Here is a 21535-nt window from a genome sequence, read left to right on the forward strand (position 1 = left end):
ACAAGGTGTGTCAGGTCCCGACGGGTGTGTGGTGGGACCTGGGCCCAGCAGGTGATCCGCCGGCGCCGCAGCGTGCGACCTCGGGGACGCAGAACTGGCGGGACGCCTCGGATCTGCCGTCGATCCGGGAGGCCTCGCGATCAGCCGCCGATCCGGGAGGCCTCGCGACCAGCCGCCGATCCGGGAGGCCTCGCGATCAGCCGCCGATCCGCGGACGCCTGGCGATCAGCGCGATCCGTGGGCGACAGCTGCTCGGCGCGGTCGTCCGGGCGCCCGACCCGCGACGCCGACGGACCGGTAGAAGCCGCGAGGTGACGGGGTCGCGAGATGCTCTACGCCTACTACGCGGACCAGGTGGACGAGGCCCGACCGGGCGATCATGGTCGGCCTCGTCCGGGAGTGCGGGGGCACGGTGCCGCCCTGAGCCGTCGTGAGGGGCGACAGCTGCTCTCGTCACTCACAGCGTCGCGACGGCGGGGCGCTCCAGAGCGAGGTGGTCGCGCAAGGTCTTCCCGGAGTACTCGCGCCGGAACAGGCCGCGGGCCTGCAGTTCCGGGACCACGAGGCTCGTGAAGTCGTCGACGGAGCCGGGGGCGAAGGCGGGCATGATCACGAAGCCGTCCCCGCCACCCGCCGAGTACCAGCGCTCCATCTCGTCCGCCACCGTCGTCGGCGAGCCGACCAGCATCGGGAAGGACAGGCTCGCCGCGTACTCCACGGCCAGCTCACCCAGGGTGATCCCGCGCTCGAGGGCGTGCCCGATGACGTACTCGAACCGGCCCTTGGAACCGCGCAGCTCGGAGCGCACGTCCGGCACCGGGCCGTCCACCGGATGCGTCGCCAGGTCGTAGTTCATCGAGGCCGACATGAACGTCAGACCGGCGACCGGGTGCACCAGCGAGCGCAGCTCCTGCTCCAGCGCCCGGGCTTCCGAGTCGGTGTCGGCGACGATCGGCATGATCCCCGGCAGCACCTTCGCCGAGTCCGGATCCCGACCCGCGGACGACACCGCGGCGCGGAAATGAGCGCGGAAGTCCTGCGCCCGTTCGAGGGTGGGCGCCACCGCGAAGACGATCTCCGCGGTGCGGGCCGCCACCGAGAGGAACGTGCCCGACGCCCCGGCCTGCACGATCACCGGCCTGCCCTGCGGCGAGCGCGGCAGGGTCAGCGGCCCGGCCACGCGGAACCAGTCCCCGGAGTGGTCGGCGCGGCGGACCCGACCCGGGTCGACGTAGACGGCGCCGGCGCGGTCGAGGACCACGGCGTCGTCGTCCCAGGTGTCCCACAGGGCCAGGACGGCGTCGGAGGAACTCCGCCGCCCGGTCGTACCGCGTGGAGTGGTCGAGGTGGGCGTCCCGGCTGAAGTTGCGGGCCTCGCCGTCGGACACCGAGGTCACCGCGTTCCAGGCCGCGCGCCCGCCGCTGACGTGGTCGATCGTGGAGAACAGAACGCCAGGTCGAAGCAGGCCTCCTCCGCGGTCCGCGCCAGCCGGCGGAACAGTTCGACGTTGGCGCCGGTGTCCATCCCCGAGCGGGGGTGCCGCCACCCGCCGGCGTGCACCCCCGACTCGGACAGGTAGAGCGCGAGGTGCATCAGGAGGACGTCGTCGCGGGGGACAGGTCCTGCACGGCCTCGGAGACCTCGACCTTCTTGCGCAGCACGCCGAACGCCTCGTAGTTGTCGGCGACGGTCTGGATCTCGCCGACCAGCGCCTGGTCCAGCGGGACCAGGGAGCGGTTGGCGCGCTGCGACATCAGGTCCGCGACCGCGGCGGGCCGCTGGGTCAGCTTCGTGTAGATCGCCGCGTTCTCGGTCGGGTGATCGGCGGCCCACCGCACGGCCTTGCCGTAGCGGGAGATGAAGTCCTGCATGGCCTGCTTCTTGCCGGCGTCCTCGAGCGCGTCCGTGTTGGCGTCGAGGAAGGTCAGCCCGGGGGCGAGCCCGTCCGGCCCGCGCAGCACGCGCGCGCCCTGCTCCTGCTCGGCGACCGCGGTGTACGGGTCCCAGGTCGACCAGGCGTCGATCGCGCCCGACGACATGGCCGCGGCGGCGTCGACCGGCTGCAGGAAGGAGATCGTGACGTCGGAGTCCGTCAGCCCGGCCTCCTTCAGCGCCTGCAGCAGCAGATAGTGACCAACGGAGCCCTGCGTGGTCGGCGAGACCGTCTTGCCCTTGAGATCCGCCACGGACTGGATCGGCGAGTCCTTCGGCACGATGACGGACAGGCCGTACTGCTGCGGGACCTTGGTCGCCGCCACGATCTTGATGTCGTCCGTGGACGAGAGCGCGGTCAGGGTCGGCGCGTCGCCGGCCACCCCGATGTCGACGGCCTTGCCGCGCAGCGCCTCCAGCACCGGCGCGGCCGCGGGGAACTGGGCCCACTCGACCTTGTAGGGCGCACCCTGGAGCGCGCCGGAGGCCTCGACCAGTGCCTGCTGGATCCCGGCCTGGTCCCCGACCTTGAGGGTGACGGTGGACAGGTCCACCGGCCCGTCGCCGGCGGCGGAGCCGCCGCCGGAGCCACAGGCCGCCAGCGCCAGGGTGGCGGTGGCCAGTACAGCGGTGAGCAGACGCTTCACGAAGGATTCTCTTTCAGGGGGTAGAGGGCGGGGAGGTTCACGACGATCCCCTCCTGGGTGCTGCGGGAGATGACGACCACGGCCGGGTTCTCCGGGTCCGGGTTCTCCTCACGGTGGGGGACGAACGGCGGCACGAAGATGTAGTCGCCGGGCTCGGTCTGCAGCGCGACCTCGCCGGTGCCGTCGTGGTAGACGAACCGCGGGTTCCCGCTGACGATGTAGATCGAGGTCTCGGCCTCGCCGTGGTGGTGGTCGCCGGAGTTGGTGGCCGGCGCGACGTGCGTCTCGCCGGTCCAGAGCTTCTCCGAGCCCACGGTCTTGCCGCTGACCGCCTCGCGGCGGGTCATGCCCGAGGTCTGCATCGTGTCGCCGGTCAGGTCGGCGTTCTTGATCAGGTGCACCCGCGCGCGGTTCGGCAGCTGCGCCTGCGCGGCCGTGAAGTCGGGGTGGAAGGCGCTGTTGTCCAGCTCAGCCATGGTTGCTCCCGGTGGTCAGTTCGAGGACGGAACGCTCCTCGAGATACTCGCGCACGGTGCGCTCCAGGTCGTCCCACGGTGCGCCGGCCGGAACGGTGGCGATGGCACCCTCGGTGGCCCGGACGACGTCCGCGAGGGTGATCTCGGCGGCGTCCCGCGCCAGCTGGTAACCGCCCTCGCGCCCCCGCCGGCTGCTCACGAGGCCCGCCTTGCGGAGCTGGATCATGATGTTGACCAGCGAGTTCAGCGGGATGTCGCGGGTGCGGGCGACGATCTCGCAGCGCACCGGGGAGTCGGCGCCGATCAGCTCGGCGATCGCGCGCAGGGCGTAGTCCAACCGGGCCGAGACGTGCAGCGGCGCGGCCTTGCGCGACTTGGTCACCTCGGGCGCGGCGGTCTCGACGAACCCGGCACCCTTCGCGACGCCCTCTAGGAAGGTGATCACGCGGGCGGCGACGATCCGGTGGAACTGGTCGTTGAGCACGTCGTGCACCCCGTCCCGGACCACGGCGACGTCCGCGAACCGCGCGCGGACCGCCTCGACCGGGGCGATCGGGTCGACCTCGCCGTGCAGCACGAGGGTCGGCACGTCCGGCAGCGCCTCCGGGTGCTCCGGGAGGTCGCCGGTCAGCTCGCCCCACCGGAAGTCCGGGTCGGCGTCGAGGACCTGCCGGTGGATCGGGCAGGCGGTGCGGGCGGCGATCTCGGCCTCGTGGTCCGCGGGGACGTCCCCCTCACCGAGGGGCAGGGCGGCGAGCACGAGGGCGTCCGGCGGGGTCTGCGCTGCGATGCTCCAGGCGCGCAGGGCGCCGGCGTCGGAGCCGAGCAGGACCCGGGCCCCCTCACCCTCGGCGAGGGCGGCCGTGACCTCGGCGTCCGTGGCGTCCGCGTGCGGGACGACGACGGTGTACCCGTCGAAGGCGAGGCGCTTTCCGAAGCGCGCGTAGACGCCGGGGTTCTCGCCGCGGCCGACGAGGACCACGACGGTGCCGCGGACCGCGACGGCCGGGGTGAAGACGGTGGGGGCGGGTGCTGCCGTGGTCACGCGGACACCTTCTGCGAGCTGTTCTGAGCACGCCGGGCCACCTCGGCCCGGACGAGGGGGAGCAGGTCGCGGCCGTAGGCGGCCGCGTCGGAGACGGGGTCGTAGCCGCGGATCAGCAGCGTGGTCACGCCGATGTCGACGTAGTCCAGCAGGGCCTGCGCCACGGTCTCGGGGGTGCCGACGAGCGCGGTGGAGTTGCCCGCCGCACCGGACGCCGCCGCCGTGGCGGTCCAGAGGCAGCGGTCGTGGAGCTCGCCCTTCTCGGCGGCGGCGAGCAGGCGCTGCGAGCCGACGTTCGACGGCCCGTCCTTCTCCCGCATCCGGCTGCCGGTGAAGGACGCATGTCCACCCTTCGCGGCGACGATCTGGTCGCGGATGGCGTGGGCGCGCTCCCAGGCCTGCTCCTCGGTGGCGCCGAGGATGGGGCGGAAGGAGACGCTGATCCGGGGGAGCTCGGTGCGCCCCGCCGCGCGGGCCGCGGCGTGGACCTTCTCGATCTGCTCGGCGGTCTCGGCGAGGGGCTCGCCCCAGAGCGCGAAGACGTCCGCGTGCTTGCCGCCGACCCGGTGGGCGGCCTCCGAGGAGCCGCCGAAGAAGATCGGGATCCGGCTGCTCAGCGGGCGGATCTCCTGCTGCACACCGGCCACCCGGTAGTGCTCCCCGGAGTGGTCGAACGCCTCGGGCTCGTACCAGGCGCGGCGGACCACGTCGAGGTACTCGTCCGTGCGGGCGTAGCGCTCCTCCTTGTCGAGCCAGTCGCCGTCCCGGCGCTGGTCGACGTCGCTGCCGCCGGAGATGACGTGCATCGCGACCCGGCCGCCGCCGGAGAAGTGGTCCAGCGTGGCGTACTGCCGGGCGGCGAGCGTGGGGGCCGTGAAGCCCGGGCGGTGCGCGACCAGGAAGCCCAGCCGCTCGGAGTGCGCGGCGCCGTACGCGGCGACCTGCAACCCGTCCGGGGTGGACGACGAGTGGCCGACCAGCACCTTGTCGAAACCGCCCTCCTCGTGGGCGGACACGAAGCGGCGCACCGTGTCCCGGTCCACGACCGGACCGGCGGCGGGGTGGATCTCCGAGACCTCCTGGGTCCCGATCATGCCGATGAACTCGACCGTCATGGTCGTCCTCCTGAGGTGCGGATCGAGTCAGTGCACGCCGAGGCGCGCGAGCAGCTCGCCGCGCAGGCGCTGGAACTCGGGATCGGTCACGTCGCGGGGCCGGTCGATCTCGACGGGGGCGTCGTAGCCGATCTTCCCGTCCTGCATGACCAGCACGCGGTCGGCCAGCGCGAGGGCCTCCTCGACGTCGTGCGTGACGAGCAGGACCGCGCAGCCGTGCCGCTGCCACACCTCGTCCACCAGCCCGCGGGCGGTGATCCGGGTGAGCGCGTCGAGCGCGGAGAAGGGCTCGTCGAGCAGCAGCAGGTCCGGCTCGCGGACCAGGGCGCGGGCCAGCGCGGCGCGCTGCGCCTCGCCACCGGAGAGGACCTTCGGCCACACGTCGACGCGGTGGGCGAGGCCCACCTCGGTCAGCGCGGCGACGGCGCGCTCGCGGTCCGGCCTGCCGGGCAGGCCGAGGACGACGTTGCGCCACACCTTCTTCCACGGCATCAGCCGCGGGGCCTGGAAGCCGACGGCCCGCCTGCGGGGCACGGTGACCTCGCCGGAGACGTCCCGGTCCAGGTCCGCGAGGATCCGCAGCAGGGTCGACTTGCCGCAGCCCGAGGCGCCGAGCAGCGCCACGAACTGGCCGGGCACGATCTCCAGGTCGAGGTCCTCGATGACCGCCCGGTCACCGAAGCGGCGGGTCAGTCCCTTCACGGAGACCGCCGGGGTCACTTCCCGCTGAACGCCGGTCGCCACGACAGCAGCCCCCTCTCGAGACCACGCACGATCATGTCCGCGACCAGGCCCAGGATCGCGTAGAGGGCGAGACAGACGACGATGACGTCCGTCGCGAAGAACTCGCGGGCCTTGTTCATCTCGTAGCCGATGCCGGACGTCGCGTTGATCGTCTCGCCGAAGACCAGCGCCAGCCACGCGGTGCCGAGCGCGTAGCGCAGCCCGATGAGGAACTGCGGCATCGCCGACGGCAGGATCACGTGCCGGACCTGGCCGAACCAGCCGAGCCCGAGCGTCCGCGACGCCTCGATCAGCGAGGAGTCGACGTTGCGGATACCGCCGTAGAGGTTCATGTAGAGCGGGAAGGTCACCGCGAGCCCGACGAGCACGACCTTCGGCGTCTCGTCGATCCCGAACCAGATGATCAGCAGCGGGATCAGGCCGATGACCGGCACCGTGCGGAGCATCTGCACGGGCGCGTCGACGATGTCCTCGCCCACCCGGAACAGGCCGGCGAGCGTGGCCAGCACGACCGCGGCGACCAGGCCGACCCCGAGCCCGGCGAGCACCCGGCCCACCGACGTGAGCACCGCGCTCTGCAGGGATCCGTCCTCCCACATCCCCGCCGCGGTCTGCGCCACGGTCAGCGGCGAGGCGAGCGTGTCGTCCTCCAGCACCCCGACGCCCGACAGCACCTGCCAGAGCGCGATCAGCACGATAGGCGAGACCGTCTTGAGCACCCAGCGCGGCACGCGGCCGGGCCGGCGGTCGGCCTCGGAGGCGAGGGTGACGGTGTCCACTTCGGATGGCGGCGCCTGGGCACGCGTCCGCTCCGGGGTCGTGGTCATGGGTGTCCCTAGGGGCGAGCGGGCACCCGGGGCAGAGCACGCCGGGCGCCCTGGATGGATCGCCGCCGGTGGAGTGGAGGGGCGGCGCGGTCCGACGAGGGCGTCAGCGCGGACAGAGGGCCGACGCCACACGCTGGAGGTCGATGTGACCCCGCGTGGTGAGGAGCGTCGAGCCGGTCATGGGGCGACCGTAACCCGGCCGGGCCGCATACCCAACCTCGGGCGTTGGGATTGCGAAGCCGGTCACAGAGAGCGTTCTGCCTGGTGGGACGGCAACCGCACGGTCCGGACATTCGGCCGCAGGATGCCTGTGTCACTAGGCTGATCCCCGATCGGCGACGGCGGACGACGAGCGGAGGACGCGATGGGGCGCGGGCGCGGCAGGGGCGGGAACCGGGTCGGGCGGGAGGTCGCCGCCGTGCTCCTGCGCGGGGTGATCGGCGGGACGATGATCGCCCACGGCGTGAAGCACGGCCGCACCCTGAAGGGCACCGCCGGCTGGTTCGGGTCGATCGGCTTCCGCGAGCCGGAGCTGCAGGCGCGGGCGAGCGCGGCCGTCGAGGTCGGCTCGGGCGCGCTGCTGCTGGCCGGCGCCGGGACCCCGCTGGCCTCGGCCGCGGTCGTCGGCACCATGGGCGTCGCGGCGCGGACCGTGCACGTGCCCAACGGCTTCTTCATCACGAACGAGGGTTGGGAGTACGTGGCGAACCTGGCCACGGCGGCCGTCGCGCTGGCCGCGATCGGGCCCGGCCGGTTCAGCGTGGACCACGCCCTCGGCATCGACCGGAAGCTCAGGGGTGCGCGGGGCGCGGCCCTCGCCGCGGGGCTCGGGCTGGCCGGGGCCGCGGCGCAGCTCGCCGCCTTCTGGAAGGCGCCGGAGCGCGCCGCGGGGTAGGCGCGGGGGTCGTGACCGCGCGGGGATCCCGCGCGGTCACGCCCGTCACTCGGCCGGGTCAGACCTCCGGGGCGGCGTCGAGGGCGACGTCGGCGTCCAGGTCCAGTTCCCGCCGCAGGACCTGTGCGGGGACGGAGACGCTGGTGCGCGGGCGCCGCATCGGCGTACGCAGGGCGATCGTGAGTTCGTGCGCGAGGTCGTAGCCGTAGTCGCTGTGCGGATCCTGATCGCCCGACATCGTCGTCTCCTTGCTGCCGCCGGGATCGTGCTGACGCTCCGTCACGGGGTGTGCCCGTTGGGTGCACGAGAATCATCGCCCGGTCGGTCATGCCGCGGCAAGGAAAGTCCACCGACCGGAGTCGACTCTCCACGGTCGGGGGACGGGCGGTGGCGTGTCCGGGATCGGCTGCTTTGTGAGGACAAAGCCTTGACAGCCGGGCGCACGGTCCCGACCATTGACCGCAGTTGGAGCGCTCCAATTTCCTGCGCTCCGCCGGCTGACGACGAGGTGGTCGACGAATGGGCAGGGAACGGCTCGAGCGCTACGACCTGGCCGGCCCGGAGAACCGGGCCGCGGTGGAGGCGGGGCTGGCCGGGGCGACCTGGTTCCGCAGCGACGTCCCGCGCAAGCGGATGAAGGAGCTGATGCGCCGCACGGACGGCCCGGCCATCCGTGACACGGCGATCTGGATCGGGCTCATGGTCGTGTGCGCGGGGGCGGGCATCGCGCTGTGGGGCACCTGGTGGGCCGTACCGTTCTTCCTGGTCTACGGCGTGCTGTACGGCTCGGCGTCGGACTCCCGCTGGCACGAGGCCGGACACGGTACCGCGTTCAGGAGCCGGTGGCTCGACGAGGCCGTCTACCGGCTCGCGTCGTTCATGATGATGCGCGACCCCACGACCTGGCGGTGGAGCCACACCCGCCACCACACCGACACGCTGATCGTGGGGCGGGACCCGGAGATCCAGGCCATGCGGCCGGCCCGGCTGGCGAAGCTGCTGGCGAACCTCGTCGGACTGGTCGACGTCCCGCTGGCCTTCCGCACCATGGCGATCCACGCCGCCGGGCGGCTCACCGCGGAGGAGGCGGACTACGTCCCCGAGTCCGAGCGCCCCAAGGTCTACCGCACCGCGCGGATCTCGCTGGCCATCTACGCCGTGACGATCGCGGCCGCGATCGGCTTCGGCACCTGGCTGCCCGTCGTGCTCGTCGGCGGCCCGCGCCTCTACGGCACCTTCATGCACATCGTCTACGGGCTGACCCAGCACGCCGGGATGGGCGAGAACGTGCTGGACCACCGGCTCAACACCCGCACCGTGCGGATGTGCCGGGTCAACCGCTTCCTCTACTGGAACATGAACTTCCACGTGGAGCACCACATGTTCCCGATGGTCCCGTACCACCGGCTGCCGGAGCTGCACGAGGAGATCAAGCACGACTGCGCGCCCGTGTACCCGTCGCTGTGGGCCGCGTACAAGGAGATCGTCCCGGCGGTCCTGCGGCAGATGAAGGACCAGGACCACCACGTGAAGCGCGAGCTGCTGCCCGGCGCCACCCCCTTCCACATCCCGAACGAGCTGACGGACGGCCGGGCGCGCCCGCTCGCCGCCGCGACCCCGAGCGCGTCGCCGGCCTCCGACCCGACCGCCGCCTGACCCCGCCCCTCCCGACCCACCACAGGAGATCGAGCAATGCCCCAGTGGATCGCCGCCTGCGAGACCGACGACGTCGACCCCGAGGACGTCGTCCCGTTCGAGCACGCCGGCAACTCCTACGCCGTCTACCGCTCGCCCGACGACGCCTTCTTCGCCACGGACGGCTACTGCACCCACGAGCGCGAGCTGCTCTGCGACGGGCTGGTCATGGGCGGCACGATCGAGTGCCCCAAGCACAACGGCCGCTTCGACTACACCAGCGGCAAGGCGCTGGGCGCGCCCGTGCTGGTCGACGTCCGCACCTACCCGACGAAGGTCGAGGACGGCACCGTCTACATCGAGGTCCCGTGACCGGGCCCGGCGGCGTCGTGGTCGTCGGGGCCGGCGAGTGCGGCACCCGTGCGGCCCTGGCCCTGCGCGAGGAGGGATACGCGGGGCCGGTCGCGTTGGTCGGCGGCGAGCCCGGACACCCGTACGAGCGACCGCCGCTGTCGAAGGCGGTGCTGGCCGGGTCCGCGGGCCCGACCCCGCTCTGCACCGCCGAGCAGCTGGCCGAGGCCGGCGTCACGCACCTCGCCGGGACCGCGGCCACGGCGCTCGACACCGCGGCGCACACGCTCACCCTCGCCGACGGCCGGGTGCTCGGCTACGACCGGCTGCTCCTCGCGACCGGGGCCCGCGCCCGCACGCTGCCCGGCGCCCACGTGCTCCGTTCCCACGCCGACGCCGTCGCGCTGCGGGAGCGGCTGGTGTCCGGTGCCCGGGTGGGGATCGTCGGCGGCGGCTTCGTCGGGCTCGAGGTGGCGGCCACGGCCGCCGCGCTCGGCTGCGCGGTCACCGTGGTCGAGGCCGCACCGCGGCCGATGGGGCGCGCGGTGCCGGAGCGGATCGCGGCCCGCGCGGCCGCCCGGCACGCCGAGGCCGGGATCGACATCCGGTGCGGGACCGCGGTCGCGCGCCTCGAGCCGGGCCGGATCGTCCTCGGTGACGGAGGTGTGGTCGAGGTCGACGTCGTGGTGGCCGGGATCGGGTCCGTGCCCGAGACCGCCCTCGCGCAGGCCGCCGGGATCGCCGTGTCGGACGGGGTCGTGGTCGACGGGGCCTTCGCCACCTCGGCCCCGGACGTCCTCGCGGCGGGGGACTGCTGCTCCTTCCCGCACCCCCTCTACGACGACCGCCGCCTCCGGCTGGAGTCCTGGCGGGCTGCGCAGGAGCAGGGCGCACACGCCGCCCGGGCGTTGCTCGGCGCCCGTGAGCCCTACGCGGCGGTGCCGTGGTTCTGGAGCGACCAGCACGACCTGTGCCTGCAGGTCGCGGGATTGCCCGGGGCCGCCACCGAGGAGGTGGTCCGGGTCCGCCCGGACGGCGCGGAGCTCTGGTTCGGCCTCGACGCCGGACGCCTGGTGGCAGTCGCCGGGATCGGGGTGGGCACCGCCGTCGCCAAGGACGTCCGGATCGGCGAGCTGCTGATCGCCCGCCGGGCCGCACCGGACCCGGCGGCCCTGGCCGATCCGGCGGTCGCGCTCAAGCCGCTGCTGCGGGTGCCGTCCCCCGTCGGGTGAGGCCGCGGCGGGATCCGGGCGCGGTAGCGTGACGGCGCTGCCAGCCCGGGAGGCACGTGTGGGGATCCGCGAGACCGGCCGGCCGACCCTGGAGACGGTCGCCGCCCGGGCGGGCGTGTCGAAGTCGCTGGTCTCGCTCGTGCTGCGGGACTCCCCGAAGGTCAGCCCCGCCCGCCGGGCGGCCGTGCTCGCCGCGATCGCGGAGCTGGGCTACCGGCCCAACGCCGCGGCCCGGCGGCTGGCCGAGCGCCGCTCGCACAGCGTCGGCGTGCTGCTCAACGACCTGCACCAGCCCTGGTTCGCCGACGTGCTCGACGGGGTCGGGCCGGTGCTGCACGCCGAGGGCAAGCACATGCTGCTCGGCGACGGCCGGCTCGACCGGATGATGGACGACACGCTGACCTGGTCGTTCCTGGAGCTCGGCGTGGACGGGCTGCTCGTCGCCGGGTCCGGGCCGCCGTCGGCCGCGCTGGTCGACGTGGCCCACCGGCTCCCGACCGTCGCCGTCGGCGGCCGGGACCTCGACATGTACGGCGAGCTGCCCTCCGTCGACGTGGTGGCGTACGACGACCACGCGGGCGCCGCTCTCGCCGTCGGGCACCTCGCCGACCTGGGGCACCGCACGATCGCCCACCTCGCCGGACCGCCCGGCAGCGCGGGCCGGGACCGCACCGAGGGGTACGAGGAGGCGATGCGGGCCGCCGGCCTCGGCGGCGCGATCCGGGTCGTGCGCAGCGACGTGAGCGAGGAGAGCGCCCGCCACGCCGCGCTCGGGCTGCTGCGCGGCCCGGACCGGCCCACCGCGGTCTTCGCCTACAACGACATGGTCGCGATGGGCGTGTCCTCGGCCGCGGTCGAGCTGGGGCTGCGCGTGCCGGAGGACCTCTCGCTCGTCGGGTTCGACAACTCCGGGCTGGCCCGGCTGCGCGCCATCTGGCTGACCAGCGTCGACGGCGCGGGCGAGCGGATCGGCGCGCAGGCCGCACGGATGTTGGTGACCCGGATGGCCGAGCCGGAGCGGGCGCGGGAGGTGCGGCTCGTGGCCCCCGCCCTCGAGGTCCGCGGGTCCACCGCCCCACCGGGATGACGGCGGGGGCGGGCGGGGCTGTCGGCGGGGCCGGGCGCCGCCTAGGGTGTTTCTTGTAGAGCGTTCGTTCAGTTCGGGCGAGGCAGGGTGAGAGCGCAGTGGGAGGAAACGTGTCGGACGAGGTCCTCGTCGAGCGCCGCGGTGCGGTGCAGGTCATCACGATCAACCGGCCGGACGCGAAGAACGCGCTGAACCTCGGCGTGGCGCAGGGGATCGCGGCGGCCGTCGACGAGCTCGACGCGTCGGACGAGCTGCGGGTCGGCGTGCTCACCGGCGCCGGCGGCGTCTTCTCCGCAGGAATGGACCTGAAGGCCTTCCTGCGCGGGGAGAGCCCGTCGATCGAGGGGCGCGGCCTGTGCGGCATCACCCAGGCCCCGCCGCGCAAGCCGCTGATCGGTGCCGTGGAGGGCTGGGCGCTGGCCGGCGGGTTCGAGCTGCTGCTGGCCTGCGACCTGGTCGTCGCCGCCCGCACCGCGCGGTTCGGGGTGCCGGAGGTGAAGCGCTCGCTGGTCGCCGCGGGCGGGGCGGCGCTGCACCTGCCGCGGCGGCTGCCGCCGGCGATCGCGCTGGAGCTGCTGCTGACCGGCGACCCGATCTCCGCCGAGCGGGCCGCCGAGGTGGGCTTGGTGAACCGGGTGACGGACGAGGGCGGGGCCCTCGACGGCGCGGTCGCGCTGGGCGAGACGATCGCCGGAAACGGGCCGCTGGCGGTGGCCGCGACCAAGGAGGTCGCCCGGCAGACCGTGGACTGGACGCTCGCCGACATGTGGGCCAAGCAGGAGCCGATCATCCGCCCGGTGTTCTCCTCCGAGGACGCCAAGGAGGGCGCCACGGCCTTCGCCGAGAAGCGCGCGCCGGTGTGGAAGGGCCGCTGACCAGGGCCTGAACGAACGGCGCCCCCGCCCGCACCCGGTGCGCGGGGGCGTCGTCCGAGGTCGCCGGGACGGCGTGGCGGGGGCCACGGGGGCGGTTTCGCGGAGGGCCCGACGGGAACACCCCTCCGTCGGACATCCGTCGAGAGGAGACTCCCCGTGACCGGCTTCTTCGGGCCCGGATCAGGCTTCCCGGGCATGGGCCCCGGTGATCCACGGGGCCCCGTGCACCGGATCGACCTGACCCGCCTCATGAGCCAGGGCGCGAAGGAGATCATGGCCGCGGCCGCCCAGGAGGCCATGGACCGCGGGGACGCCGATCTCGACGCCATGCACATGTTGCTGGCCACCACCCGCTTCGAGCCCACCCGCAAGTGGCTCGCCCGTGCCGGGGCGGACCCCGACACCGTCGCCCGGGCGTTGGAGGAGGGGCTGCCGCGCGGCGAGGAGACCGGCCGCGCGCCCGCGCTCACCCCCGCCGCGAAGCGCGCCCTGCTCGACGGCCACCAGATCTCGCGCTCGTTCGGGTCCACCTACATCGGGCCCGAGCACCTGCTGCTCGCGCTGGCCGCGAACGAGGAGTCCGCCGCCGGGCGGCTGCTCGCGGAGGCCCGGTTCGCGCCGAGCCAGCCGGGACAGGTGCGCCCGGGCGGGCCCGCGCCGGAGGCGCCCACGAACTCGTCGACGCCGACGCTCGACCAGTACGGCCAGGACCTCACCCAGGCCGCCCGCAACGGCCGGCTCGACCCGGTGATCGGCCGGGCCGACGAGATCGAGCAGACGATCGAGGTCCTCTCCCGGCGGACCAAGAACAACCCCGTGCTGATCGGCGAGGCCGGCGTCGGCAAGACCTCCGTCGTCGAGGGCATCGCGCAGCGGATCGCCGACGGCGAGGTCCCCGACACCCTGCAGGGGCGCCGCGTCGTCCAGCTCGAGCTGGCCGGGGTCGTCGCCGGCACCCGCTACCGGGGCGACTTCGAGGAGCGGATGCGCTCGGTCATCGAGGAGATCCGGGCGAACTCCAAGGAGCTGATCGTCTTCATCGACGAGCTCCACACCATGGTCGGCGCCGGGGCCGGCGGCGGGGGCGACAGCGGCGGCTCGATGGACGCCGGCAACCTGCTCAAGCCCGCGTTGGCCCGCGGCGAGCTGCACGTCATCGGCGCCACCACACTCGACGAGTACCGCCGCTACATCGAGTCCGACGCCGCGCTGGCCCGCCGGTTCCAGCCCGTGTACGTGCCGGAGCCCTCGGTCGAGGACACCTACGGCATCCTCTGCGGCCTGCGGGACCGCTACGAGGCCCACCACCAGGTCCGCTACACCGAGGAGGCGCTGCGGGGCGCGGCCGAGCTCTCCGACCGCTACATCACGGACCGGTTCCTGCCGGACAAGGCGATCGACCTCGTCGACCAGGCCGGCGCGCGGGTCCGGCTGCGCACCCGCACCCCGAGCGTCGACCGCCGGGACCTGGAGCAGCAGCTCGACCAGCTGACCCGGGACAAGGACCAGGCCGTCGCCGACGAGCTGTTCGAGCGCGCCGTCGAGCTGCGCGACCGGATCGCCGAGCTGCGCACCCAGCTCGCCGCCAGCCGCGGCAGCGGACCCGGCGGCGTGCCCGAGGTCGGCATCGAGGACATCGCCGAGGTCATCTCCCGCTCGACCGGGATCCCGGTCGCGCAGCTCACCGAGTCCGAGCGCGAGCGGCTGCTGCGCCTCGAGGACGAGCTGCACCAGCGCGTCGTCGGGCAGGACGAGGCCGTGCACGCGGTCGCCGAGGCCATCCGCCGCTCGCGCACCGGCCTGGGCGACCCGGACCGGCCCGTCGGCAGCTTCCTGTTCCTCGGGCCGACCGGCGTCGGCAAGACCGAGCTCGCCAAGGCGCTCGCGGTGGCGCTGTTCGGCGAGGAGGACCGGATGATCCGGCTCGACATGAGCGAGTACGGCGAGCGGCACACCGTCGCCCGGATGGTCGGCGCGCCCCCCGGCTACGTCGGCTACGGCGAGTCGGGCGAGCTCACCGAGGCCGTCCGGCGCCGTCCGTACTCGGTGCTGCTGCTCGACGAGCTCGAGAAGGCGCACCCGGACGTGTTCAACACGCTGCTGCAGGTCCTTGACGACGGCCGGCTCACGGACGGCCAGGGCCGCACGGTCGACTTCCGCAACACCGTGATCATCATGACCTCGAACGTCGGGTCGGAGCTGATCACCAGTCGCGGCGCGACCCTCGGCTTCGGCTCCACCGCCGAGCGGAGCTCGGACGACCCGGAGGACGCCGTGCTGCGGGAGCGGCTGATGCCGCGGCTGCGGGAGGTCTTCCGCCCGGAGTTCCTCAACCGGATCGACGAGACCATCGTCTTCCGCCGCCTCGAGCCCGCGCAGCTCGAGGAGATCACCGGGCACCTGCTGCACGAGGTGGAGGAGCGGCTGTCCGAGCGGCACATCGCCCTCGACGTCGACGCCGACGCCGTGCGCTGGCTCTCCGAGCACGGCTACCAGCCGGAGTTCGGGGCCCGGCCGCTGCGCCGCACGATCCGCCGCGAGCTGGAGAACCGGCTCGCCGGGCTGCTGCTCGCCGAGCAGATCGACGAGGGCGCGCGGGTGCGCGTGGGGGTCAAGGACGACGCGCTCGACCTGGCGGTCGAGAAGGAGCCGCAGCCGACGGGGTGACCCCGGTGAACGGCACTCTCGCTCACACCTACTGAGCGAGAGTGCCGTTCGCTCCGGGTCCGTCCGCTCCGTGCCCGTCCGCTCCGGGGCGGCGGGCGTAGCGGGCGACCAGCAGTGGGGCGGCCACGGCCAGCACGGCGGCGGCGACGAGCGTGACCCGGAAGACCGCGGGGAAGGCACCGGCGTCGGCGGCCGGGCCGGCCACCGCGGTGCCGGCCGCGCTGCCGAGGAACAGGGTGGCGGCGAACAGCGCGATCGTCGTCGCACGCTCCTGCGGCACCACCGAGGTCGCCCAGTTCTGCAGCGTCGAGTGGAGGAAGGCCCAGGCGCCGCCGAGCAGCAGCCCGCCGGCGACCGTCGTCGGCAGCGTGACCGCGGCGGCCGGGATCCCCCAGCCCGCGATCAGCAGCGCGCCGCCGACCCCGGCGAGCGCCGTCGTCGAGAGGCGGCCGACGAGCGGGCGCACCGAACGCGAGAAGAGCACGACGCCCACGCCGTAGCCGGCCGCCGCGACGCCGGAGACCGTCGGGCTGAAGCCGAGGGACTCGATCGCGGGGGCGACGTAGGTGAGGACGCCGATCACCACGGCACCCTCCAGGAAGACCAGGACCAGCACGACGAGCGCCCACCGCTCGCGCAGCACGGTCCCCAGCGCCTTCAGCGGACCGGAGGGGACCTTGCGCGGCGGTTCGGGCAGCCGGCGCAGCACCACGCCGAGCAGCAGCGCGATCAGCGCGGTGACCGCGAGGACGACCCGCCAGCCCGCCCAGTCGCCGAGCGCCCCCGCGCCCGCCGTCGCGACGGCCACGCCGAACGACGTCGCCGCCGCCAGGTCGACCAGCGCCCGTTGCCGGACGGAGGTCGGCCAGGTGTCCCCGACGTACACCAGGCCCGCCGGGTTGACCGCGCCGAAGCAGCCACCGGTGACCGTCCGCAGCAGGGCCAGGACCAGCACGGACGGCGCGAACGCGGACGCGACGCCCGCGATCCCGGCGATCACCAGGGCGATCCGCATGACCCGGACCAGCCCGATCCGGTCGCCGAGCATGCCCCACACGGGCTGTAGCAGGCCGTACGCGAGGAAGTACGCCGACGCGACCGCCGCGGACTCGGCCAGCGACGCCCCCAGCTCCGCGCCGATCGCCAGCAGCAGCGGGGAGATGGCGAACCGGTCGAGGCTGCTGGTCGCGACCGCGGCCTGCAGCAGCCGCAGTGCGCCGCGGCCGCCGGGCGGCTCGGCCGCGAGGTCCACGGCGCCCCTGGTCGACCCGTCCCCGCTCGTGCTCCCCGTCATGCCAGCCACGCGTAGGCGGTCTGCCGCGAGATCCCGAGGGCCTTGGCCATGGGGCTGATCTCCAGGCCGCGCTCGCGGCCCTCGACCAGCAGCCGTCGCTGCTCGGCGCGCAGCTCCTCCATCCGGGCGGCGACCTCCTCCATCGCGGCCAGCAGGGCCCGGGCCTCGTCGCCGGCACCCGCGCGGGAGCGGCCGGCACCGGGGCGGGGGAAGGCGCGGACCTCGTCGGCGGACCAGCGGCGGGGGCCCTCAGCCGCGAGCGGGGTGGGCGCCTGGCCGCGGGAGACGTAGCTCGCCCAGGTCCCGGGCCGCACGCCCCACGCCTCCGCGCACTGCGCGGTCGTCCACGTCTCCACCTCGACGATCCTAGGTACCGCCCGGGCGGTCAGTGGCCGTGGCCGTGCCCGTGGCCGGTGGGTGCGCCGTGGTCGTGCCCGGGCGCGCGGGCGGCGAGAGCGGCGGCCCGCGCGTCGACGTCCGCGGACAGGGCGAGGACGTCCTCCAGGGCCGCGAGCCAGTGCGTGTAGTAGTGCCACTCGCCCTCCGGCGCCGCCTCCCACGCGGCGATCCGGGCGATCAGCGCGCGCTGGAAGTCCGGCCAGGCGAACGCGCCGGACTCGTACAGCGCCACCGCCATGCCGAACGCCCGCGCCTCCCACGGGGCCGTGAACAGCAGCTCGCCGTTGGCGCGCGGGGGAGCGGCGGGACCGTCGACGGGCAGCGGGGCGGTCATGGAGCCTCGACCTTCGCGACGCCGACCATCGCGTCCCGCGTGACCAGGGCGGCCAGCTCCTCCTCGGTGAGGTCCTCGGTGCCCGCGGGGCGCTCGGGCAGGACCAGCCAGCGCACCTCGGCACTGGAGTCGTGCACCTCGATCGCCACCTCGGGCGGCAGGTCCAGGCCCATCTCGGCCAGGACCGTGCGCGGCTCGCGCACCACACGGGCCCGGTAGGCCGGGTCCTTGTACCAGGAGGGCGGCAGCCCGAGGACCGGCCAGGGGTAACAGGAGCACAGCGTGCAGACGACGACGTGATGGCGCTCCGGGGTGTTCTCCACGGCCACGATGTGCTCGCCGTTGGCCCCGCCGCCCCAGGCGACCTCCTTGATCGCGGAGGTGGCGTCGGCCAGCAGCCGGGCCCGGTACCCCGGGTCCACCCACGCCCGCGCGACGACCCTGGCCCCGTTCAGCGGGCCGACGTCCGACTCGTACTTCGCGACGAACCCGTCGATCACGTCGGCCCGGACCAGGCCGCGCTCGGTCAGCAGCTGCTCCAGCGCCTCGGCGCGGAGCGCGGGGGAGGGGGCGGGGTCGGTCACGGGCGCTCCAGGTAGCTCTCGAACAGCTCGACGGTCACGGCCGCGGCGTCGTCGGCGCCCGCGCCCCACAGCTCGTGCGCGGGGAACCGGACGGTGTAGACGTGCTGCGGATTCTCGCCGGCGAACACCGCGTGCGTGTCCGGCAGGACGTGGGCGGGCTGGATCCGGTCGACGGTCCCGACGCGCCCGTGCACGTACCCCGGGGACCGGGCGCCCTCCCGTGCGCGGACCCGGTCGCCGACCGCGAACGCCGGCGCCGCCTCGACCGTGCGCAGCGAGCCGGGAGCCGTCGGGGCGTAGTCGGGCTTCGCCGGGGCAGCCGGGCCCAGGGGCTCCTCGACGCGCCCGCCGGCCAGCCGGCGCGCCCGCGCGTCGACCGCGCCCGGGGCGAGGATCGCCGAGGCCACCAGCATGGCCTCGGCGGCGTGCAGCCAGCGGCCGTAGTAGCCGGAGTCGTGGTACTCGGCGGGGGTGAGCCGGTCCAGCGTCTCCCGGAACGCCTCGAGATTGCGGCCGGCGATGCGGCCCATGGTGAACGCCGTCAGGGCGAAGGCCCGGCTCTCCCAGGGCTGGGCGAAGACGGGCTCCGCCGGGTCGGGCACGGGGACGGGGCCGTGACCGGGGGTGCCGCCCAGGTCGGACACGCGGGCCATCGCGACCTCCACGATAGGTGACGAGCGATCACCTTAGTTGACGTCACCACCGCCCGCGCTGGTTGGGGACCCGGGCCGCCAGCGCGGTCGCCCCCGTCATCAGCACGGCGAGGACGCCGAACGCCCACCCCGTCGCCACGCCCGGGTCGCTGCTGGAGGCGGTGACCGCGGTGGTCACCGAGACCGCCGCGATCGCGCCGAGCTGGCGGAACAGGATGCGCAGGCCGGACATGGCCGAGACGGCGTCGGGCACGAGGTGCATGCCCGCGTTGTTCGAGGCGGGTGCCGCGAAGCCCATGCCGATCCCCATGACCGCCGAGGCGATGGCGAGCCAGAGCGCCGGGTCGAGCCCGCCGGCGGGCGGGACGGCGGTCAGCGCGAGCCCGGTGACCACGGCGGCCATGCCGGTCATCAGCAGCGGCTTGTGCCCGGTGCGACGCAGCAGGGCCACGGCGGTGCTCGACGCGAGCACCATCCCGACGGCCCGCGCGGTGAGCAGCGCGCCGGCGGCGAGCGGCAGCATGGCGTAGCGGGTCTGGGCGTAGAGGGGGACGAGCGCGGAGAAGCCGAGCGCCGCGGCGCCGATCACGACGTTGGCCGCGTTCATCGACCCGAGCCCGCCGCCGTGCAGCAGGCGCAGGGGGACGACGGGGTCCGGGTGCCGCCGCGCGTGCCGCACGAACGCCCAGCCCGCGAGCACGGCGACGAGCGCGGTCCCGGCCACGGTCAGCGGACCCGCCGGGCCGGACCCGAGGGAGCCGAGCCGGGCGACGGCCGTCATCGCCGCCAGCAGCATCACGGTGATCAGCACGATCCCCGCCAGGTCCACCCGCTCCGGGCGCTTCCGCGGTGGGTCGCGGACCACGAGGTACCCGGCCACGAGCAGGACGAGCCCGATCGGCAGGCTGATCAGGAAGATGCCCCGCCAGTCGGCCACCGTGAGGATCAGCCCGCCGAGCAGTGGTCCCGCGATGGCGCCGAAAGGGAAGACGCTGGTGAACAGGGCGAGCGCGCGGTCGCGGTCGCGGCCGAACGCGTGCGCCACGATCCCGCTCCCGGCGGGCAGCAGCACGCCGCATGCGAGCCCCTGCAGGAACCGGCAGCCGACGAGCTGGCCGAGGTTCGCCGCCAGGCCGCACGCCAGCGACGTCAGCGCGAACACGGCGACGGCGACCAGGAACACCCGCCGGCCGCCGAACTGGTCCGACAGCCGCCCGCCCAGCGGGAGCGCGAGGATCTGCCCGACCGAGTAGATCGTGATCGTCCAGCCGGTCCAGGCCAGGTCGGTCCCGAGGTCGCGGCCCAGGGCGGTGAGCGCCGTCGCGACCGCGGTCTGGTCCATCGCGAACATCAACAACGAGAGCCCGACGACCGCGAACACGAACCACCGCCGGGGGTGGGGCGTGAGGTCGGGCGAGGAGCGTGCGGTCGGGCCGGCCGGGCTGCGGTCCGGCGGGACGGGACCGGAGCCGGCGAGATCGGGCTCGGCGAGATCCGGCCCGGTGAGCGGTGGGAGGTCGCGACCGCGCGCGGCCGGTGAAGGCGTCCCGCATGCCCTGCCGCGGACGGTTTCGGACACGAGGGCGCCACCTGCCTTCCCGGGAGCTACCGGGCAACGGTAGTTTGCTTGATGCAAGCAAAGCAAGTGGGAGCGGCCGTCCACCTGCTCCGGCCCACGGCACACCCGGTCGGGCGCGGCACAGGCCGTCGACGACCTGTGTGCATGCCCCGGCGGGTGTGCCGGCGGGCAGGAGCCGCTGTGCGACGCCCTCTCGGGTGTGCCGCCGGGCAGGAGCGGGTGTGCGACGCCCTCTCGGGTGTGCCGGGCGGCAGGAGCGGGTGTGCGAGTGCCCTCAGCCCTCGTCGGCCTCCGCGAGCTCCTGGTGCACGGCGAACGGGGCGCCGAAGGGGTCGGTGAGCACCGCCATCCGCCCGAACGGCGTGTCCTGCGCGGCCATCATCACGGTGCCGCCGCGCTCGCTCGCCGCGGCGACGGAGGCGTCGACCGACCCGACGCCGAAGTACAGGAGCCAGTGGCTCGGGGTGCCCTCGGGCGAGCCCATCGTGCCGCCCATCCCGCCGAGCGGCTCCTCGCCGAGCCCGAAGGTGCCGTACTCCGCGAGCGCCATGCCGGGGACCTCGGCGTACCGGTAGGAGAAGAGCCCGCGGTAGAACTCCCGGCCGCGGGCCACGTCGGTGAGCCGCGCGTCCTCCCACACCAGCGACCCGGGCTGGTTGAACACCTCGATCCCGACCTGCCCGGCCGCCTGCCAGAGCCCGAACACGCCGCCCGTCGCGTCCGCGCACACGGCCATCCGGCCGGTGTCCGGGATGTCCATCGGCCCGGCGAGCACGGACCCGCCGCCCTCCGTGACGAGCTTGCTGGTGGCGTCGACGTCGTCCGTGGCGAGGTAGAGGGTCCAGAAGCTGGGCTGGCCCTCCTGCATGACCGGCCCGATGCCCGCCGCGGCCCGGCCCTCGGTCTGGCAGATGGTGAAGTGCCCGTAGTCCTCGCCGGTGTCGACGAACGACCAGCCGATCACGGCGCCGTAGAAGTCGAGCGCCCTCGGCAGGTCCGGCACGGCGATGTCGGCCCAGCAGGGCGAACCGTTCGGCCACGGGGTGTCGGTGAAGGGCATGGCGTTCTCCTCCGGATCAGCGGGTGCCGGTGAGAGCGGAGCCTCTCACCGGGCACCGACGGTTCCGGGGAATCGTGCGCCGAGCGGTCGTCCACCAGGACGA

At 74.3% G+C, this 21535-nt stretch carries 23 protein-coding genes; 7 read left to right on the forward strand and 16 right to left on the reverse strand.

Going from position 1 to position 21535, the window contains the following annotated elements:
• Positions 1 to 457: 457 nt before the first annotated feature.
• The 8 genes from ABD990_RS04520 to ABD990_RS34290 all read right to left on the reverse strand — a co-directional run bounded on the left by ABD990_RS04520 (position 458) and on the right by ABD990_RS34290 (position 6968).
• Positions 458 to 1294 (reverse strand): NtaA/DmoA family FMN-dependent monooxygenase, encoded by an 837-nt coding sequence (locus ABD990_RS04520; protein ID WP_345378576.1) that lies wholly within the window; start codon positions 1292 to 1294, stop codon positions 458 to 460.
• 299 nt (positions 1295 to 1593) lie between these two features.
• Positions 1594 to 2580, reverse strand: a complete 987-nt coding sequence (locus ABD990_RS04525) for an ABC transporter substrate-binding protein (RefSeq protein ID WP_345378518.1) — start codon at positions 2578 to 2580, stop codon at positions 1594 to 1596.
• Entirely contained in the window at positions 2577 to 3056 is a 480-nt protein-coding gene (locus ABD990_RS04530; protein WP_345378519.1) for a cupin domain-containing protein, read from the reverse strand. The genes ABD990_RS04525 and ABD990_RS04530 overlap by 4 nt, the downstream gene beginning before the upstream one ends.
• Positions 3049 to 4101, reverse strand: coding sequence for an Rrf2 family transcriptional regulator (locus ABD990_RS04535; RefSeq protein WP_345378521.1), 1053 nt, complete (start codon positions 4099 to 4101; stop codon positions 3049 to 3051). The genes ABD990_RS04530 and ABD990_RS04535 overlap by 8 nt, the downstream gene beginning before the upstream one ends.
• Positions 4098 to 5216, reverse strand: a complete 1119-nt coding sequence (locus ABD990_RS04540) for an LLM class flavin-dependent oxidoreductase (protein ID WP_345378522.1) — start codon at positions 5214 to 5216, stop codon at positions 4098 to 4100. The genes ABD990_RS04535 and ABD990_RS04540 overlap by 4 nt, the downstream gene beginning before the upstream one ends.
• A 27-nt stretch (positions 5217 to 5243) precedes the next feature.
• A complete protein-coding gene (locus ABD990_RS04545) occupies positions 5244 to 5918 on the reverse strand; it encodes an ABC transporter ATP-binding protein (protein WP_345378523.1) in 675 nt (224 codons plus the stop codon).
• Between the two features lie 14 nt (positions 5919 to 5932).
• On the reverse strand, positions 5933 to 6787 hold the full coding sequence (locus ABD990_RS04550) for an ABC transporter permease (protein ID WP_345378524.1): 855 nt from the start codon (positions 6785 to 6787) through the stop codon (positions 5933 to 5935).
• Positions 6788 to 6890: 103 nt separating this feature from the next.
• The gene (locus tag ABD990_RS34290) at positions 6891 to 6968 is read right to left on the reverse strand and encodes a putative leader peptide (protein ID WP_372476589.1); all 78 of its coding nucleotides are present in this window, start codon (positions 6966 to 6968) and stop codon (positions 6891 to 6893) included.
• A gap of 183 nt (positions 6969 to 7151) precedes the next feature.
• Here ABD990_RS34290 and ABD990_RS04555 point away from each other — a divergent pair, with 183 nt between their 5' ends.
• The gene (locus tag ABD990_RS04555; protein WP_345378526.1) at positions 7152 to 7682 is read left to right on the forward strand and encodes a DoxX family protein; all 531 of its coding nucleotides are present in this window, start codon (positions 7152 to 7154) and stop codon (positions 7680 to 7682) included.
• 58 nt (positions 7683 to 7740) lie between these two features.
• Here the strand turns inward: ABD990_RS04555 and ABD990_RS04560 are convergent, their stop codons facing one another.
• The gene (locus ABD990_RS04560; RefSeq protein WP_345378527.1) at positions 7741 to 7920 is read right to left on the reverse strand and encodes a hypothetical protein; all 180 of its coding nucleotides are present in this window, start codon (positions 7918 to 7920) and stop codon (positions 7741 to 7743) included.
• Between the two features lie 281 nt (positions 7921 to 8201).
• Between ABD990_RS04560 and ABD990_RS04565 the strand changes: the two genes are divergently transcribed.
• The 6 genes from ABD990_RS04565 to ABD990_RS04590 all read left to right on the forward strand — a co-directional run bounded on the left by ABD990_RS04565 (position 8202) and on the right by ABD990_RS04590 (position 15529).
• On the forward strand, positions 8202 to 9338 hold the full coding sequence (locus tag ABD990_RS04565) for a fatty acid desaturase family protein (RefSeq protein WP_345378528.1): 1137 nt from the start codon (positions 8202 to 8204) through the stop codon (positions 9336 to 9338).
• Positions 9339 to 9374: 36 nt separating this feature from the next.
• Positions 9375 to 9689 (forward strand): MocE family 2Fe-2S type ferredoxin, encoded by a 315-nt coding sequence (locus ABD990_RS04570; RefSeq protein WP_345378529.1) that lies wholly within the window; start codon positions 9375 to 9377, stop codon positions 9687 to 9689.
• Entirely contained in the window at positions 9686 to 10900 is a 1215-nt protein-coding gene (locus ABD990_RS04575; RefSeq protein WP_345378530.1) for an NAD(P)/FAD-dependent oxidoreductase, read from the forward strand. Before ABD990_RS04570 ends, ABD990_RS04575 begins: the two co-directional genes overlap by 4 nt.
• A gap of 58 nt (positions 10901 to 10958) precedes the next feature.
• Complete coding sequence (locus ABD990_RS04580) at positions 10959 to 11987, forward strand: LacI family DNA-binding transcriptional regulator (RefSeq protein ID WP_345378532.1); 1029 nt, start codon at positions 10959 to 10961, stop codon at positions 11985 to 11987.
• A 110-nt stretch (positions 11988 to 12097) separates the two neighbouring features.
• Positions 12098 to 12862 carry a crotonase/enoyl-CoA hydratase family protein gene (locus ABD990_RS04585; RefSeq protein ID WP_345378533.1) on the forward strand — a complete coding sequence of 255 codons (765 nt, stop codon included), beginning with the start codon at positions 12098 to 12100 and terminating at the stop codon, positions 12860 to 12862.
• A 156-nt stretch (positions 12863 to 13018) separates the two neighbouring features.
• A complete protein-coding gene (locus tag ABD990_RS04590; RefSeq protein WP_425569412.1) occupies positions 13019 to 15529 on the forward strand; it encodes an ATP-dependent Clp protease ATP-binding subunit in 2511 nt (836 codons plus the stop codon).
• 28 nt (positions 15530 to 15557) lie between these two features.
• Here the strand turns inward: ABD990_RS04590 and ABD990_RS04595 are convergent, their stop codons facing one another.
• From ABD990_RS04595 to ABD990_RS04625, 7 genes are all read right to left on the reverse strand, one after another.
• Positions 15558 to 16823: an MFS transporter gene (locus tag ABD990_RS04595; protein WP_345378535.1), complete on the reverse strand. Its 1266-nt coding sequence runs from the start codon at positions 16821 to 16823 to the stop codon at positions 15558 to 15560.
• On the reverse strand, positions 16820 to 17179 hold the full coding sequence (locus tag ABD990_RS04600; RefSeq protein WP_345378536.1) for a hypothetical protein: 360 nt from the start codon (positions 17177 to 17179) through the stop codon (positions 16820 to 16822). Before ABD990_RS04600 ends, ABD990_RS04595 begins: the two co-directional genes overlap by 4 nt.
• Positions 17180 to 17208: 29 nt before the next feature.
• Entirely contained in the window at positions 17209 to 17556 is a 348-nt protein-coding gene (locus tag ABD990_RS04605) for a nitrile hydratase accessory protein (RefSeq protein ID WP_345378537.1), read from the reverse strand.
• Positions 17553 to 18140: a nitrile hydratase subunit alpha gene (gene nthA, locus ABD990_RS04610; RefSeq protein WP_345378538.1), complete on the reverse strand. Its 588-nt coding sequence runs from the start codon at positions 18138 to 18140 to the stop codon at positions 17553 to 17555. Before nthA ends, ABD990_RS04605 begins: the two co-directional genes overlap by 4 nt.
• Entirely contained in the window at positions 18137 to 18793 is a 657-nt protein-coding gene (nthB, locus tag ABD990_RS04615) for a nitrile hydratase subunit beta (RefSeq protein ID WP_345378540.1), read from the reverse strand. Before nthB ends, nthA begins: the two co-directional genes overlap by 4 nt.
• Positions 18794 to 18836: 43 nt before the next feature.
• On the reverse strand, positions 18837 to 20372 hold the full coding sequence (locus ABD990_RS04620) for an MFS transporter (protein ID WP_345378541.1): 1536 nt from the start codon (positions 20370 to 20372) through the stop codon (positions 18837 to 18839).
• A gap of 274 nt (positions 20373 to 20646) precedes the next feature.
• A complete protein-coding gene (locus tag ABD990_RS04625; protein WP_345378542.1) occupies positions 20647 to 21432 on the reverse strand; it encodes a VOC family protein in 786 nt (261 codons plus the stop codon).
• Between the last annotated feature and the right edge of the window lie 103 nt (positions 21433 to 21535).

The sequence above is a fragment of the Pseudonocardia yuanmonensis genome (genome assembly GCF_039542425.1).
Lineage (GTDB): Bacteria > Actinomycetota > Actinomycetes > Mycobacteriales > Pseudonocardiaceae > Pseudonocardia > Pseudonocardia yuanmonensis.

What these genes read in the sequence shown, in the direction of transcription:
- ABD990_RS04530 (WP_345378519.1), bottom strand. Translation starts at nt 3,056, where the DNA reads ATGGCTGAGCTGGACAACAGCGCCTTCCACCCCGACTTCACGGCCGCG.
- ABD990_RS04540 (WP_345378522.1), bottom strand. Translation starts at nt 5,216, where the DNA reads ATGACGGTCGAGTTCATCGGCATGATCGGGACCCAGGAGGTCTCGGAG.
- ABD990_RS04550 (WP_345378524.1), bottom strand. Translation starts at nt 6,787, where the DNA reads ATGACCACGACCCCGGAGCGGACGCGTGCCCAGGCGCCGCCATCCGAA.
- ABD990_RS34290 (WP_372476589.1), bottom strand. Translation starts at nt 6,968, where the DNA reads ATGACCGGCTCGACGCTCCTCACCACGCGGGGTCACATCGACCTCCAG.
- ABD990_RS04555 (WP_345378526.1), top strand. Translation starts at nt 7,152, where the DNA reads ATGGGGCGCGGGCGCGGCAGGGGCGGGAACCGGGTCGGGCGGGAGGTC.
- ABD990_RS04560 (WP_345378527.1), bottom strand. Translation starts at nt 7,920, where the DNA reads ATGTCGGGCGATCAGGATCCGCACAGCGACTACGGCTACGACCTCGCG.
- ABD990_RS04565 (WP_345378528.1), top strand. Translation starts at nt 8,202, where the DNA reads ATGGGCAGGGAACGGCTCGAGCGCTACGACCTGGCCGGCCCGGAGAAC.
- ABD990_RS04570 (WP_345378529.1), top strand. Translation starts at nt 9,375, where the DNA reads ATGCCCCAGTGGATCGCCGCCTGCGAGACCGACGACGTCGACCCCGAG.
- ABD990_RS04595 (WP_345378535.1), bottom strand. Translation starts at nt 16,823, where the DNA reads ATGACGGGGAGCACGAGCGGGGACGGGTCGACCAGGGGCGCCGTGGAC.
- ABD990_RS04605 (WP_345378537.1), bottom strand. Translation starts at nt 17,556, where the DNA reads ATGACCGCCCCGCTGCCCGTCGACGGTCCCGCCGCTCCCCCGCGCGCC.
- nthB (WP_345378540.1), bottom strand. Translation starts at nt 18,793, where the DNA reads ATGGCCCGCGTGTCCGACCTGGGCGGCACCCCCGGTCACGGCCCCGTC.
- ABD990_RS04625 (WP_345378542.1), bottom strand. Translation starts at nt 21,432, where the DNA reads ATGCCCTTCACCGACACCCCGTGGCCGAACGGTTCGCCCTGCTGGGCC.